This window comes from Acinetobacter lactucae, from assembly GCF_013344765.1.
Lineage (GTDB): Bacteria > Pseudomonadota > Gammaproteobacteria > Pseudomonadales > Moraxellaceae > Acinetobacter > Acinetobacter lactucae_A.
The window spans coordinates 1-16,422 of record NZ_JABVBF010000070.1 but is presented as its reverse complement, the minus strand read 5'-3'; the positions used below and the strand labels follow the sequence as shown (position 1 = coordinate 16,422).

General features: G+C 40.1%; 14 protein-coding genes. 3 read left to right on the top strand and 11 right to left on the bottom strand.

The features are described from left to right. Positions 1–29: 29 nt before the first annotated feature. Positions 30–917, bottom strand: coding sequence for a tyrosine recombinase XerC (gene xerC, locus HUN22_RS09050; RefSeq protein ID WP_174728308.1), 888 nt, complete (start codon positions 915–917; stop codon positions 30–32). Between the two features lie 163 nt (positions 918–1,080). Here xerC and HUN22_RS09045 point away from each other — a divergent pair, with 163 nt between their 5' ends. Continuing rightward, entirely contained in the window at positions 1,081–1,704 is a 624-nt protein-coding gene (locus tag HUN22_RS09045; RefSeq protein ID WP_174728301.1) for a LysE family translocator, read from the top strand. An 85-nt stretch (positions 1,705–1,789) separates the two neighbouring features. Here HUN22_RS09045 and dapF read toward each other — a convergent pair whose 3' ends face one another. The 5 genes from dapF to HUN22_RS09020 form a co-directional block, all read right to left on the bottom strand. Continuing rightward, positions 1,790–2,635: a diaminopimelate epimerase gene (dapF, locus tag HUN22_RS09040; RefSeq protein ID WP_016140226.1), complete on the bottom strand. Its 846-nt coding sequence runs from the start codon at positions 2,633–2,635 to the stop codon at positions 1,790–1,792. A gap of 5 nt (positions 2,636–2,640) precedes the next feature. Then, positions 2,641–3,891 carry a diaminopimelate decarboxylase gene (gene lysA / locus HUN22_RS09035; protein WP_174728298.1) on the bottom strand — a complete coding sequence of 417 codons (1,251 nt, stop codon included), beginning with the start codon at positions 3,889–3,891 and terminating at the stop codon, positions 2,641–2,643. A gap of 22 nt (positions 3,892–3,913) precedes the next feature. After that, on the bottom strand, positions 3,914–4,135 hold the full coding sequence (gene lptM, locus HUN22_RS09030) for an LPS translocon maturation chaperone LptM (RefSeq protein ID WP_016140224.1): 222 nt from the start codon (positions 4,133–4,135) through the stop codon (positions 3,914–3,916). Between the two features lie 140 nt (positions 4,136–4,275). Beyond that, complete coding sequence (locus HUN22_RS09025; RefSeq protein WP_014207418.1) at positions 4,276–5,682, bottom strand: amino acid permease; 1,407 nt, start codon at positions 5,680–5,682, stop codon at positions 4,276–4,278. 313 nt (positions 5,683–5,995) lie between these two features. Next, the gene (locus HUN22_RS09020; RefSeq protein WP_174728295.1) at positions 5,996–7,489 is read right to left on the bottom strand and encodes an alanine/glycine:cation symporter family protein; all 1,494 of its coding nucleotides are present in this window, start codon (positions 7,487–7,489) and stop codon (positions 5,996–5,998) included. A 342-nt stretch (positions 7,490–7,831) separates the two neighbouring features. Between HUN22_RS09020 and radA the strand changes: the two genes are divergently transcribed. Both radA and HUN22_RS09010 read left to right on the top strand, forming a co-directional pair. Then, positions 7,832–9,220 carry a DNA repair protein RadA gene (gene radA, locus HUN22_RS09015; protein ID WP_086265488.1) on the top strand — a complete coding sequence of 463 codons (1,389 nt, stop codon included), beginning with the start codon at positions 7,832–7,834 and terminating at the stop codon, positions 9,218–9,220. A gap of 82 nt (positions 9,221–9,302) precedes the next feature. Then, positions 9,303–10,268: a Tim44 domain-containing protein gene (locus tag HUN22_RS09010; RefSeq protein WP_174728292.1), complete on the top strand. Its 966-nt coding sequence runs from the start codon at positions 9,303–9,305 to the stop codon at positions 10,266–10,268. Positions 10,269–10,326: 58 nt separating this feature from the next. On the opposite strand, the gene epmA is transcribed toward HUN22_RS09010, so the two are convergent. The 5 genes from epmA to HUN22_RS08985 form a co-directional block, all read right to left on the bottom strand. After that, the gene (gene epmA / locus HUN22_RS09005; protein ID WP_002118760.1) at positions 10,327–11,301 is read right to left on the bottom strand and encodes an EF-P lysine aminoacylase EpmA; all 975 of its coding nucleotides are present in this window, start codon (positions 11,299–11,301) and stop codon (positions 10,327–10,329) included. Further along, the gene (locus HUN22_RS09000; RefSeq protein WP_174728289.1) at positions 11,298–12,365 is read right to left on the bottom strand and encodes a 4-phosphoerythronate dehydrogenase; all 1,068 of its coding nucleotides are present in this window, start codon (positions 12,363–12,365) and stop codon (positions 11,298–11,300) included. Before HUN22_RS09000 ends, epmA begins: the two co-directional genes overlap by 4 nt. A gap of 104 nt (positions 12,366–12,469) precedes the next feature. Further along, positions 12,470–12,862: a YkvA family protein gene (locus HUN22_RS08995; protein ID WP_174728286.1), complete on the bottom strand. Its 393-nt coding sequence runs from the start codon at positions 12,860–12,862 to the stop codon at positions 12,470–12,472. A 119-nt stretch (positions 12,863–12,981) separates the two neighbouring features. Next, positions 12,982–13,773: a formate dehydrogenase accessory sulfurtransferase FdhD gene (gene fdhD, locus HUN22_RS08990; RefSeq protein WP_174728283.1), complete on the bottom strand. Its 792-nt coding sequence runs from the start codon at positions 13,771–13,773 to the stop codon at positions 12,982–12,984. A 79-nt stretch (positions 13,774–13,852) separates the two neighbouring features. After that, entirely contained in the window at positions 13,853–16,261 is a 2,409-nt protein-coding gene (locus HUN22_RS08985; RefSeq protein WP_174728280.1) for an FdhF/YdeP family oxidoreductase, read from the bottom strand. Positions 16,262–16,422: the final 161 nt, after the last annotated feature.

The following is a 16,422-nucleotide window of genomic DNA, read 5'->3' as shown; positions in this document are numbered from 1 at the left end:
TATTTTTATTGGAGCTATTTTTTAAATTTTTAGTTTTTATGTGCCCTCGGATGGGCTTGATCATAAACTTGCGCCAAATGATCGAAATCAATATGGGTATAAATTTGTGTCGTAGATAAATTACTATGACCTAACATTTCTTGTACTGAACGCAAATCACCGCTACTTGATAGCATATGACTAGCAAAACAATGCCTGAGTAAATGCGGATGTAAATCGACATTTACACCTGCTCTTTGTGCTTGAAGCTTCACTCGTTTTTCAATTTGTCTCGGAGTTAGCGCTCCTCCTCGCAAGGAAATAAAGACAGAATCGTTTTGATTAAAATTCCCTTTCCAAATTTTGTAAACTTTCAACCAATTCAATAGGCTTTCTTTTGCCTTTTTTCCAAACGGTACAATACGAGTTTTATTTCCCTTACCTGTAATTCGAACAAGTTGCCGATTAAAATCTACATCTTTAACTGTTAAACCCTGCAATTCAGCCAGACGTAAACCACTTGAATATAGTAGTTCCAACATGGCTTTATCTCTTAACCATAATTGCTGATCAATCGGTTTTTCAGGCATAGGTTGATCTAAAATCTGATTAACCGTTTCTATGTCGATCATACCCGGTAAGGGTCTAGGCTGACGTTTTAACTTAAAATCATCAGTAGGATTAATTTCAAGATATTTGCCCTGTTCAGCCCACTTCATAAACTGGCGAATAGAAGTGAGATGACGCTGCATGCTACTTGCACTTAACTGGTCTTGCTCAACACGCTGAGCCAGATATTCACGTAAATCTGAAGCTTCAACATTTTTTAAATCAATTTTTTTTGATTCACAGAACTCTAGAAAGCTTTTCACATCTCGCTCATAAGCCGTGATTGTATGCTCAGACTGATTTTGAATTTTTCTTTCTTTTAACCACATTGAGAGCAGTTGTAATGCAAAATCCAAATTGCTCTCCATTTATTTACTGATTTTTTGAGTGTATCAAAAACTATTGAATCAGGAAAATTTGATATCGCCAACCTAATGATGATTTAACTTATATACTACAATTCACATTAAGTATTTATCGGAAATCCGAGCTATGACCACCATACTTCTTCCTTACTTAATTGCAATTACGCTACTTACCATTACCCCTGGTTTAGATACGACTTTAATTATTCGTACTGCCACACTTGAAGGTAAATCGAAAGCATTTCAAGCAGCAGTGGGTATTTGTCTTGGCTGTATTGTATGGGGAATCGTGGTTGCTTGTGGACTAGGTGCTTTGCTTCTGGCTTCTGATTTAGCTTTTAATATATTGAAATGGATGGGAGCAGTTTATCTAGCTTGGCTGGGGTTAAATATGATTTTAAAACCACGTAGCCAACTTGCAGACACACAAGAAAGTCATTCAAATCGCTCTATTTCACAAAATTGGTTTATTAAAGGTTTTTTGGGTAACTTACTTAACCCCAAAGTTGGGATTTTTTATATTTCATTTCTTCCCCAATTTATTCCGCCGCAAGCATCCGCTGTGACTTGGGTGATGGGACTGGTAATGATTCATGTGGTGATTGGAATGTTATGGTCAATTTTATTAATTTTAGCCATGCAGCCGCTTTCACGTTATCTAAAGCAACCTAAGTTTGTGAAATATATGGATCGGATTACTGGCAGTATTTTTGTGTTGTTTGCTTTGAAATTAGCTTTGAGTAAAAGGTAATTCATCAAATATTATTTTAAATATAAAAGAAAGCCTCTTTTATCACTTCAACTGATGAAAAGAGGCGTCTATTTAGGTCACGCGATTAACCTTGAAAATAACGTAAATCCAAACGTCCATCATATACATGAGTTGTTGGACCCGTCATCCAGACCACATCGCCTTCTTGCCATTCTATTTGTAACTTACCACCAGCAAGCTCAACTTCAACTGAGTTCGCAAGTAAGCCACGGCGCATACCACTCACCGCAGCAGCACAAGCGCCTGTACCACATGCAAGCGTTTCACCGACACCACGCTCAAATACGCGTAAGCGGACATGTTTTTCGTCAATGATTTGCATAAAGCCAGCATTCACACGCTCAGGGAAACGTTTATGTGATTCAACTTGTGGGCCAATGCCAGCAACATCTGCAGTTAATACATCTGGAACAATAGTGACGGCGTGAGGATTGCCCATATTGACCACATCAATACTGATGTTTTGGTCGTTAGCTAACTCAAGTGTATACAAAGCTTCTGGTTGTTCTGCAATGAATGGAATTTCATTCGGCAAGAATTTCGGGTAGCCCATATTAACGCGAACCCAGCCATTTTGTCCCAATTCAGGTTTTACAATTCCTGCTTTGGTTTGAACAGTAATACTTGTTTTGGTCGTTAAATGACGCTCATGTACAAAGCGAGCAAAGCAGCGTACACCATTACCACATTGTTCAACTTCGGAACCGTCTGCATTAAAAATACGATATTTAAAATCTGCTTCCGGTAAATCAGGTGGTTCAACAATTAAAAGTTGATCAAAACCAATACCGAAATGACGATCGGCTAAGCGTTGAATTGTTTCTGTATCTAAATAGGCGCGTTGGCTGATTAGATCAACCACCATAAAGTCATTGCCTAGCCCATGCATTTTAGTAAATTCTAACAACATTTCATTTACTCCTCAGGCAATAAACTTTCTTTTTCCCAAAGGGATTCAACTGTTTCACGCTCACGAATTAAATGGGCTTTATCACCTGACACCATCACTTCTGCGGCACGTCCACGTGTATTGTAATTTGAACTCATTACAAAACCATAAGCGCCGGCGCCAAGAACAGCTAACAAGTCATTTTCTTTTAAAGCCAATGAGCGATCTTTACCAATGAAGTCACCTGTTTCACAGATCGCGCCAACTAGATCCCAAGTTTTTTCTTCAGTATCTGAACTTGGCACTACAGGTTGGATATCCATCCAAGCTTCATATAATGCAGGGCGAATTAAATCATTCATTGCTGCATCAATAATGGCAAAGTTACGGTGACTTGTTGGTTTGAGCAAATCAACTTTTGTTAAAAGTACACCTGCATTTGCACTAATGCTACGGCCCGGTTCCATATAAACTTTGAGACCTAACTTTTCTAAAGCAGGTTTCATTGAGTTGGCATATTCTTCAACACTTGGCGGCGTTTCATCTTTATAACAAACACCCAAACCGCCACCGATATCAATATGTTTAAGAGTAATACCAAGTTTTTTCAATTCTTCGATCATCAACATGACACGATCTAAAGCGTCAACAAACGGTTTAGTCTCGGTCAATTGCGAACCAATGTGGCAGTCAATTCCAATGATTTCAAGGTTTGGCAAAGATGCAGCATATTGATAAGTTTCATAAACGGTATCACTTGGAATACCAAATTTATTTTCTTTTAAACCTGTTGAAATATAAGGATGTGTTTTTGCATCTACGTCAGGATTTACACGTAAAGAAATCGGCGCTTTTTTGCCTAGACGAGCTGCAACTTTTTGAAGACGGTCTAGTTCTGCATAAGACTCTACATTAAAGCAAGCAATACCTACATTTAATGATGTTTCGATATCGGCTTCGGTTTTACCCAAGCCAGAAAAAACAATTTTAGATGCATCACCACCCGCTTTCAAAACACGTGCAAGCTCACCACCCGATACGATATCAAAACCAGCACCAAGTTTTGCCAAGACATTCAGAACAGCTAAATTCGAGTTAGATTTCACCGCAAAACAGATTTGATGATCGATAAAATCAAAAGCACGGTCCATATCTAAGTAATGTTTTTCAAAAGCTGCTTTTGAATAAACATACAAAGGTGTGCCAAATTGCTGTGCAAGCTGCTCCATAGAACATTGCTCTGCATGCAATACTCCATTAATGCGGGTGAAACTCATGAATGTGTCCTTATTTCAAAGCTTAAGGTGAAGTTGTTTGGGTTGGGGCTGATGCTTCAACTGACTGTTCAGCTTGTTCATCCTGTTGCACAACTTGTTTCTGTTCTTTATTACGATAGAGCAAGTATTTCGCACGTTTGTCATAATTCGGATCAGAAGGTAGCTGTAATGCTCCTGACTGACCACAAGCGCTAAGCAAAATACTGCTGCTCAATAAACTGATGAGGCAAATGACACGACGCATCTGAGCACCTGATTTAAACAATTCGATGCAGTATACCGTGATCACGCAGGCGGCTAAAGAGTAAACTTAAAGAGAAAAACAATATGCATAAAAAACGCCAGCTTTTCAGCCAGCGTTTGATCATAACCAAATAAATTTAATTACTTTTTATGACGTGGTTTATAGAAGAAGAAATAACCAATGATCAAGATAACAAACCAAATCGGGCTGACTTTAAGTGCTTTAAACGTATCTGGTTCTAAAGACAACACATAAATCATGCCAATAAAGAAAATAATCGTGATCCAACATGTAAATAGACCACCTGGCAATTTAAATGTTGATTTGGCATGCAGCTCAGGACGCGTAGTGTAGTAACGGATATAACTCCAGATAATCAGTAACCACACGCAAATGAACAGAATCGTTGAAAGTGTCGTTGCAAGCGTAAATGCTTCAACTGTATTTGGTACAAAATACTGTAATGCCGCACCTAACAATAAACACGCAGCAGAGAAATACAATGCATTTGCAGGTACTGCACGTCTGTTCAATTTACCAAAAGCTTTTGGCCCCTGATCTTCACGAGATAAACCAAATAACATACGGCTTGTTGAGAAGACACCACTGTTCATTGACGACATTACTGATGACAATACAACCAAGTTCATCAAGATCGCTGCTGCTGCCACCCCTGCTTGACTAAACAAGTTTACAAATGGGCTGATCGCTGGATCAATTTTATTCCATGGCGTTACAGACATTACAATCAATAATGCCAATACGTAGAAAATAATGATACGGATTGGAATTGAGTTAATTGCTTTTGGTAAGTTACGTGCTGGATCTTTCGTTTCCGCAGCCGTTGTTCCCACAAGTTCCACACCAACGAAGGCAAAGATTGCGATTTGGAAGCCTGCCAAGAAGCCATGCACGCCTGTTGGGAAGAAACCACCATTCGCCCAAAGATGAGTAAATGAAGCAACTTCACCTGTACTTGAGGTAAAGCCTGTAAAGATCATCCATAGGCCCACAGCGATTAAAATAATAATCGCAAGAATCTTAATAAGCGCAAACCAGAATTCTAACTCACCAAATAAGCGAACTGTTAACAGATTTAAACCCATAATAAATACAATCGCGGCAACACTGATCATCGCCCCTTCGACAGGCGAAAAAGGCAGACCATTATTGAAGAATTGTAAGTAGTAGATAATTGCAGAAAGGTCAGCGATACCAATGGTGATCCAACATAACCAGTATGTCCATCCCACAAAGTAACCCGCCCATGGACCGATTAAATCTGTGGTGAAGTCAATAAATGATTTATAGGCGAGATTTGAAAGAAGTAATTCGCCAAGCGCGCGCATGACAAAAAACACCATCACACCAATAATCAAATAAATGAATAAGATCGACGGACCAGCAAGGCTAATTGTTTTGCCTGATCCCATAAATAATCCGGTACCAATTGCACCACCAATCGCGATAAGCTGTAAATGCCGATTGGAGAGGCTTCTATGGAGCTCACCTTGTTCATGAGGCTCGCTCAGATTTTGATTCGACATTTTATAAATACACTCCAGTAATTTTTTTAATCCGTTAGCTAAATTCAAATCAAAAAGACGATATCGCACCATTTGCAGGTATCTTTTAAATGTATATTTTTTGACAACTTTTCAGCTAACCAATTTTGTCTGTATTGCTGATGATTCCAAGCTACATACAATTATGGCCGATAATACGCACAAGCCCATTACAATACAACGGATTCTCAAGTCAACTTTTGTCGAACTTCTTTAACTAAAGCCCATGTAAAAAGGCTACCAATGAGGTAGCCTTTTTGATTAAAAGTCAGAAAATAAATTTATCTTTTGGAATTTACTTTTGCTTATTCTTCAATCTTTCTTCCCAGAATGTTGCATTTTTAATTCCTAATTTAACAGGGTCAAATGTGTACTCTTTTACCCCAGCTTTTTGCTGTTCTTCATAATCTTTTAGTGCTTTAATTGTTGGCTTCCATACAAAATAAGTCACAATAATTCCGACAATATTAATCCATGCCATTAAACCTACGCCAATGTCACCAATACCCCATATATAACCAGTTGCACTTAAAACCCCATAAGATACAGATAGGATAATAAAGCACTTCGTCACAAATAATAACGATGGAGATTTTGTAATATAGCTTAGATAAGTAATGTTAGTTTCAGCAATATAGTAATACGCAACAATCGTTGTAAAAGCGAAGAAGAACACAGCCAACGCCACAAAGATTTGGCCAAAATTACCAAACATTGTACTCACTGCCATCTGTGTAAATGCAGGAGAGCCTATTTCTACAGTTGCTCCAACATGTTGCACGATAAATTGACCAGCTTCTAATGTACCTTGTACGTTATACATACCAGTAATTAAAATCATGAATGCTGTTGCAGAGCAGACGAATAAAGTATCGACATAAATTGAGAATGCTTGTACAAAACCTTGTTGAGCTGGATGTTGAACTTCTGCTGCTGCCGCTGCATGTGGCCCTGTTCCTTGTCCTGCCTCATTTGAATAAACACCACGTTTCACCCCCCAACCGATCGCTGCACCAAGACCTGCCATCGGAGAAAAAGCATCTTCAAAAATTAATTTGATTACACCCGGTAATTCATGAATATTAGCAATAACGATAACAACAGCCATTAAAATGTAACCGGCTGCCATAAAAGGAACAACGAATTCAGCAAAGCGAGCAATACGTTTAATCCCACCAAAAATAATGATCGCGAGTAAACTAACAATCACCACAAGTGCTACAAGTTTGAATAACCCAATATCACCGAAAATAATTGCCCCTTCACCTGTAATTTGTGTAAATGCTTTACCTACCGCATTTGCTTGAATACCCGGTAAAAATAAACCACAGGCTACAATTGCCGAAATTGCAAATAAAACCCCTAACCAACGTTGTCCCAATCCTCTATCAAAATAAAATGCTGGACCACCACGATATTGGCCTTGATATTCAACTTTATAGATTTGACCTAAAGTTGATTCTACATATGCCGTGCTTGCTCCTAAAAATGCAACTAACCACATCCAAAAGACTGCACCTGGCCCACCAAAGCCAATTGCTGCCGCCACACCCGCAATATTACCTACACCTACTCGCCCCGATAATGAAACAGCTAAGGCTTGAAAAGATGAAATCCCCTGTTCTGAAGAAGTACCTTTTATTAACAGTCTAAACATTTCCTTCATTTGACGTACTTGAACGAATCTTGTCAAAATAGAAAAAAATAAACCCGCGCCTAAGCACAGATAAATAAGTCCTTTACTCCAGATTATGCTATTTACCCAATCAACAATTTCTGCTGCACTCATAGATATCAACCTTTTGTATCTTTAAAATACAATACTCATATTATTTTGTTCGTTTTTCACTTCAGCAATATCTATGCCATATCTATAATAAACAGCTAGATACATACTTCAGTAAAAACACCTTCCTTGGGGATCGATTAGATTTTTATATCCACTGAAAACAAACTTTATCTGACTTGTAAAAATCCTATATCGTGTTATTTTTGGTGTCTTTCCCTTACCAGTTCCTTAGAAAATCCCTTCAAATTTCCTCATTATCTTTTACGAAAATTTTTGGAAATAAGAAGGAATAACTTCCTAAGAACTATATTTATATAATATTAAGCAAAATTTCAATTTTTTATGAGCAAAGTCAAAACTGTTTACCGTTGCGAACAATGTGGTGCCGATCATCTTAAGTGGGCTGGACAATGTTCAGAGTGTGGTGAATGGAATTCTCTGACTGAAGTCAAACTTGAGCCGACCACTGCTCACCGTGCACGCCCTAAAATTGGGGGCTATGCGGGTCAAGTTGCCAACATTACAACGCTCAATAAAGTTTCAGTTTCTCATGAAACCCGCTTACCAACAGGCATTAGCGAATTTGACCGCGTGCTTGGTGGGGGCTTGGTGACAGGTTCTGTTGTGCTAATTGGGGGTGACCCCGGTATTGGTAAATCCACTATTCTTTTACAGACAGCAACCTACATGGCAAGCGCGAAAAGCTCTGCACTTTATATTACAGGCGAGGAATCTTTGTCTCAGGTTGCCCTTCGTGCACAGCGTCTTGACTTACCAACTGATCAATTAAAAGTCATGGCTGAAACCTGTGTCGAGCGAATTTGTGAAGTTTTAGAACAAGAAAAACCTGTAGTCGCTATTCTAGATTCGATTCAAACCCTCTATACAGAAACCCTTCAATCTGCTCCGGGTGGTGTTTCACAAATTCGTGAATCTGCTGCTTTATTAACCCGCTATGCAAAAAATAGTGGCACGGCGCTCTTCATTGTTGGTCACGTGACCAAAGAAGGTGCACTGGCAGGCCCTCGTGTTTTAGAACATATGGTGGACTGCGTACTTTACTTTGAAGGCCAATCAGACTCTCGTTATCGAATGATTCGTGCTGTTAAAAACCGTTTTGGTGCAGTCAATGAACTCGGCGTGTTTGGCATGACTGATAAAGGTTTAAGAGAAGTAGCTAATCCGTCTGCTATTTTCTTAAGCCGATATGATGAAGCGATTCCCGGTTCAATTGTCATGATTAGCCGTGAAGGGACTCGCCCTCTTTTAGTTGAAGTACAAGCTTTAGTTGATGATGCTCAAGGACAACCACGACGTGTTGCATTAGGTCTTGAACAAAACCGTTTAAATATGCTGCTTGCTGTAATGCATCGTCATGGTGGCGTACAAACCACAGGGCAAGATGTATACGTCAACATTGTGGGTGGTTTAAAAATTACCGAAACGGGTTCCGACTTAGCTGTTTTACTCGCATGTGCTTCAAGTTTACGTACCAAAGCTTTGCCTCAACAGCTTGCAGTTTTTGGTGAAGTTGGACTTTCAGGCGAAATTCGCCCTGTACCTAATGGTCAAGAGCGCTTAAAAGAAGCAGCAAAACATGGTTTCAAATATGTCATTTTACCAAGAGGTAACGCGCCGCAAAAAGCAATTCCAGGCGTACAAGTCATTGCGGTTGCTCGCTTACATGAAGCATTGACCGAAGCAATGCAACTCAGTGATGAATTGACATAAAAAAACATACTTTTAAGGTTGAAATTTAGAGTAAATACCTGCATAAATACTATTACAAATTAACACTAAACAGGAATTTCCTATGGAAGTACACCAGCGTGGCTTGATTACCGGTATTTTAATGGCTGCTTTAGCAATTTCTCCTCTTGCTGAAGCGAAACGTGCAGGTGGTGGTAAAAGCCACGGTATGGCACGTTCTACTACTTCAAGCCAGTCTTATCAACAACCTCGTCAAGTGACTCCAGTTCAACAAACCACTACAGCGCCTCAGAAATCTGGTCCAGGCGTTGGTTCAATGGTTGCAGCTGGTGTGGCTGGTGCTGCCGTAGGTGCTGTTGCAGCAAATGCTTTAGCTGATGACAAACCAACATCGACTGAACAGCAAGCCGCTCAAGCTCAAGAAGAGAAAAAAGGTGGAATCCCAGGCTGGATTTGGGTATTGCTTGCCGCAGCTCTCGCTTTCTTTGTATTCCGTAAATTGGGATCAAAAAAAAAATTAGCGGGTAACAACCCTTACGCACCAAATAGTAACGGTCAAAACCCATTTGGCCGTTCTGCTGCTCCACAAGCAACTCCACGTAATGCTGGAGATAATACAAATATCTTTGGTCAATCTGTGGCTGGCGGTGCAGCAACACAAGCTCCTTTTGGCGGTGTAACAACGAGCAATGGCAATCAACTTCCAGATGGTAGTGAACCTGCTGCGTTCTTACGTATTGCACGTCAACGTTTTAATCATATCCAATCGATGAATACTGCAAGTAACATTGAAGAAATTCGCCGTTACTTAACACCAGAACTTTATAGTTCTATGTATAACGACATCATGGCCAATCAAGATCAGGACGTTGCTGAATTTAGCAACTTGAATGCGATGGTTGTAGACAGTGCAACTGAAAATGGTCAATACGTAGTAAGCGTACGTTTCACTGGTACAGTAAGCGAAGACTTAAACAGCTTGCCACAACCGTTTACCGAAATCTGGCACTTTGTTAAACCTGCTGGCTCTCAGCAAGACTGGGTTGTTGCAGGTATTCAACAAGCTTAAGCTAAATAAATCCTAAATAAAAAAGTCACAATATTGTGGCTTTTTTATTTGTCAGCTTTTAAGCAATTTCTGCTGGAAAGGTCACTACTTTTTCAATTTTGACCTGATCCATTGCAACCATGAGTAAACGGTCTATACCTAAAGCGATACCTGAACATTCCGGCATATGAGGCAATGCTGCTAACAGATGCTCATCTAAAGGCATAACATGAAGCCCTTGCTTAGCACGCTCTGCATTATCTGCTTCAAAGCGTGAACGCAACACGTCTGCATCAAGCAATTCATCGTAAGCATTTGCCAGTTCTAAGCCTTCAATATAAACCTCGAAACGCGCCGCGACCTCTTCCCCATCTTCATCTACTTTCACTTTTGCCAAAGAGGCCATTTCTGGTGGAAAGTCAGTTAAAAAAACTGGAGCATCAAAACCTAAACTTGGTTCAACAAAATGAGAAAATAACAAATCCATATAAGCTAGGCGATCATCGCCCAAATCAAGGTTTAACCCCACACGATTTGCCGTATCTTTGAGTTGTTTCAAAGTTGCCTGCAAAGGGTTGATATCAAGACGATCTTGAAAGGCATGTTTATAACTTAAAATAAACGGACGAACTTCACCAAAACGATGTTGCAAACAGGTTTGCAATAAATCGGCTGTTTCATGCATTAACGCTTTTAAGTCCAGACCCGGACGGTACCATTCAAGCATGGTAAATTCACTGTTGTGTTTACGCCCGTGTTCATCATCTCGGAACACCTTACAGATTTGATAAATCGGCCCACTACCGCTCGCCAATAAACGCTTCATGGCAAACTCTGGTGAAGTCTGTAAATATTGAGTTTGCAATTTGCCATTAATATGGCGCAAAGCCTGAACCGAAGCTAAATGTACATCGGTGACACCTGCCTGTGAAACGATTGGTGTTTCGACTTCCATGACATCACGTTCAGCAAAAAACTGACGAATTTGGCTATAGAGCTTGGCACGTGCTTTTAAGGCATCAATTGAACAAGTAGGTTGATAGCTTAAACTCATGCCTGTGGCCCCCCATGTGCTGCCCATTCACGGCGCAGCGGATAATTTTTACGTAATAAATCAAATGCTTTTTGCTCTACTTTTCCGTCTTTAATACAAGCACGGATGTTGGCATCATCTTGAGCAATATCATAAATTTGAGATAGTTTTTGCTTTAATACAGCTTTTAAATCATGTCCCGAAAAATAGTCTTCGCATGCAGGTAGCTGAGTTTCAAAACGCTTATTAATGTCGTATCCAAATTTTTGGCAAAACGCTTCATAAATCATTTGTGTACCACGGGCTTTTCCTTCAAGGCTATAACCAGCAATATGCGGTGTTGCTAAAGCCAACATATTTAAAAGTTTTTCTGATATGACTGGTTCATGCTCAAATACATCGAGCACAACTTTACGCTGAGTACGTTGAATATCCTCGATTAAAGCAGCTTCTTTAACGACTGGACCACGTGCACTGTTAATTAAAATCGTGTCAGGTTGAAGCGCTGCGAAAGCTTGTTCGTCAAACAGATGATATGTGGCATGTTCACCATTTTTAGTAAGCGGCACATGAATTGAAATTGCATTCGCTTGTTGCAACAGAGTTTCAAAGCTTACATTTTCAATTGTGTCTAGTTTCACATACGGGTCAAAGCCAATTATGTTCCAGCCAAGCAACTGAGCCATATACGCCAAACGTTTACCCACGTTACCAAGCCCAACAATGCCTAGCGTAAATTTTTCTTGTTGTTCTAAAAGGTTCACATCTAAATGCAGTAAAGCGGTGATGACATATTCAGCAACTGCCTGTGCATTACAACCTGCTGCATTGGCCCATGTAATATCATGTTTTTCTAGGGCTTGAATATCTAAATGATCGGTTCCGATTGTGGCACTACCCACATATTTTAAAGCAGTATTTTGAATTAAACTTTCGTTCACTGCGGTGACTGAACGAACCAATAAAGCTTCAGCATCTTTTACATCGGCATGGGTTAAGGTACGCCCTGCTTTGTGTTGAATATCGCCAAACTCAGAAAAAAAGTAATCGGTAAACGCCAAATTTTCATCTGCGACGATTTTCATTGTCTGCAACCCATAGCTTATAAAAACATTATTATCCTTTGAGTTGCAGCAAAGCACAATGTTAAGGGCGTTAAATTAGTACAGGGTTCCAAGACTCAGTTCACTTATAAGCCATCGCCAAAATAAAAGTAAGCCATGACCGCGAGTGTAAGCCAAATTAAAATAATGAGTACGGCAACCAAATAGTTTTTGGGTCGTTTTTCATGTTCATCCAGCCATTCTTCAGCTTGTTGTTCAGCATCGAAAATGACTTGTTGAGGCGTAAAACGAATAGCTAACCAAATGAGCATTGGTAAAATAATGGCATCATCAATAAAGCCCAAAATAGGAATAAAATCTGGAATTAAATCGATTGGACTAAACGCATAAGCCACAGCCACCACAGCAATCATTTTAGGTAACCACGGCATTTGCGGATGCCTTGACGCAAACCAAAGCATAATAATTTGTTTCTTTAGACCTTTTGCCCATTCTTTTATTGATTGTAACCAAGACATTTGGACAGACTCTGAACCTTTAGAGTTTTATAATAATCCATAAAACCTATCCTTAGCTTAAAAGCCAAAGAAATGTCAAATGAGCTTCGTTTTAAGCCCATTATCTTGAACGATATATTTTAAATCTCTGTATATAAAACAAATCTATCTTCTCGACAAAAACTTGCCAAAGTCAGGCCAGATTGTTTGGCTAACTGAATCGCCATGCTGGTAGGTGCTGAAATTGACGCCAGTAGACTAATGTTCAGCTGGGCACATTTTCTTATCAGTTCATAACTAGCCCGACTGGTCATCACTACAAAACCTAAACTGGTGTCATAGTTTTCTTGAGCTAGATAACCGATTAATTTGTCTAATGCATTATGGCGGCCAACATCTTCAAATAAAGCGGCAATTTGACCCTCAACTACCCATGCTGCGGCATGTGCTCCACCCGTTAAAGCAGTAATTTCCTGTTGAGCTTTTAAATGGGAAATGGCACTCGGAATTTGCTCAAGCCATATTTTGGATGCATGCGTTGTAATTTTTGGAACATCTAACTGAAACTGCTCTAAGCTTTCAATTCCACATAAACCACAGCCTGTACGGCCCACCATCATGCGGCGGTGTTCTTTTAATGCAGCAAATGCTCTAGATGAAATGGTCATTTCCACCGTAATGCCCAATTCATTTTGATGCATATCAAACGTATATAGTTCTTTTAAGCTCGTTAAAATTCCTTCGGAAAGACTAAAACCTTTGGCAAATAAATCAACATTGGTGGGTGTTGCCATCATCACTGCTTGTGAAATACCGTTATACACCAAGGCAATTGGATACTCTTGCACAATATGATCTAAAACATTTTCAGAGTCGTTTTTGTTAAACCGCTGCACTGGTAACGTTTCAACCCCATAAGAATGTGGTGTCAAAATGATTTCCTTTATTTCAAAATGACGCTTATTGAGAGCGCCATTTGTTTTGATGACATTTTTTTAATATCGCCTTTGATTAAAGGCTACTTACTTTCTTATCGGCATCTTCAGGGGCTACTGCCGTTGCCAAGTTAAAGTGGGCGGGCGCATCGCCGGGATGTAAAATCACAGGAACACTTTTCGAAGCCGGAATCTTGGCATATTTATCATGACTGCTTAACGCCACCAAAGGATTAGTCTCTGGATAGTACGCAGCTAAACTGCCACGTGGAATGTTGTAAGGAACAATACGGAAACTGTGTACAATACGCTTCACACCGTCGGAGAAAACACTTTCAATATCAACCCATTGATTTGCTTCAAAGCCCGCTTCATCAATATCGGCTTGATTCATAAACAACACACGGCGCTGACCGAATACCCCACGATAACGGTCATCGAGACCATATAAGGTCGTGTTGTATTGGTCATGAGAGCGAGTGGTCATTAAGGTATAAACTTTACTCTCGGTATATGCGGCAGCGTACTGATTTTCTTTATCAGCATAGACCTCACTCAGAGGTGTAATCATAAACTGCGCTTTACCACTTTTTGTATTCCAGATGTGCTTATTGGCTGGATGCTCTAGGTGAAAACCACCTGGTTTATAGACACGTAAATTAAAGTCATGGAACTCATCAAAGACGTCGGCAATTGAGTCACGAATACGATCATAACTTTCAATGTACCATTTCCATTTAATCTTGCTGTCTGGCAGCACTGCTTCGGCCATTCGGGCGACAATATCTGGTTCAGACAAAATATTTTCAGAAATTGGGGTATTACGCCCTGCTGACAAATGAATATTACTCATCGAATCTTCGACTGAAATAGCCTGTGGGCCATGAAGCTGCTCATCAATTTCGGTACGTCCCAAACAAGGCAAAATGAGTGCCTCTTTACCACACACCAAATGACTACGATTCAACTTGGTGGCAACATGAACGGTTAAATTACATTTTCTGAGCGCTTCTTGAGTATACGGTGTATCTGGGGTTGCAACGGCAAAGTTCCCACCCAAACCAATAAAGACTTTGACCTCGCCTTCAGCCATGGCTTTGATGGTTTCAACCACACCAAAACCATTTTTTCTCGGTGATTTAATTCCAAACACGCGGTCAATATTGTCGAGTAATTTGGGACTAGGTAGCTCATTAATACCCATAGTGCGGTCACCTTGCACATTACTATGCCCACGAACTGGACAGAGCCCTGCACCCGGTCTACCAATTTGACCACGCGACAACAATAAATTTGCCAGCATATGTACATTGGCTGTTCCGTGGCGGTGTTGAGTAATACCCATTCCCCAACAGAAAATTGAACGTTCAGACTCCAAAAAGAGTTTGGCGAGTTTCTCTAAATGCTCTGGTGATAGCCCGGAATGTTTATAAATATCTTCCCACTCAGTTCTCTCGATCTCAGCAATCATCTCATCAAAACCGACCGTATTGACCGCAATAAAGTTTCGGTCAAAAACACTGGGTTTACCTGAAGCGAGTGCTTTTTTATCCCACTCATTTAAGTGTTTTAACATACCCAACATAAGTGCATAGTCACCACCAATTTTAGGTTGGAAGTAATAACGACTAATTGGCGTACTGCCGTTGGTCATCATTTCAAGCGGTGCTTGGGGGTCTTGGAAACGCTCTAAGCCGCGCTCTTTAATCGGATTAATCGCAATAATGTTGCCACCACGTTTGGACACTTCCCGTAAAGTACCTAACATACGTGGATGGTTGGTTCCGGGGTTATGCCCAAAACTAAAAATAGCATCAGCCAAATCAAAGTCTTCTAGGGTAACGGTACCCTTTCCTAAACCAATCGAGTCGAGCAAGCCAACACTTGTTGTTTCATGGCACATGTTCGAACAGTCTGGAAAGTTATTTGTACCAAAGCTCCGCACAAACAATTGATATAAAAATGCCGCTTCGTTACTGGCACGACCAGAAGTATAAAACGCTGCTTGGTCTGGATGGTCTAGCGCATGTAAATGTTGCGCGATAAGTTTAAAAGCATCGTCCCATGAAATAGACACATATTTATCAGTTGCAGCATCGTAGCGAACCGGGTCGGTTAAACGGCCTAAGTCTTCTAGAAAGAAATCACTTTGTTCTGACAACCAACTGACCGTATGGCTTGCAAAATATTCAGGAGTAACAGTTTTACTGGTTGCTTCAAAGGCAACTGCTTTTGCACCATTTTCACAAAAGTTAAAGGCATGGGCATCTTTCTTTTCTGGCCATGCACAACCGGGACAATCGAAGCCTGTAGGCTGGTTAATATTGAGTAAGGTAATTGAACCTTTTGCTAAAATATCTTGTCGCTTCAAGTTTCGAGCAACACTTAGCAGTGCGCCCCAACCGCCAGCAGGATGAGTATATGGCTCAATTCGCGCAAAACCGTTATTTTCCTGAATATGCTTTTGTCCTTCTGAATTATCCACTTTTTTATCCTCTTATTTCTTCTTACATACTCAACAGATTCAATAAAATCACGATTTAATTATGGTTATATCTAGGCGATCTGTTGTTTAGCTTATTTGTAGAGTCCGCTTTTTCTTCTTCACAATATTAAAAAAGCTGGCCCAAACCTGCTTATAATATG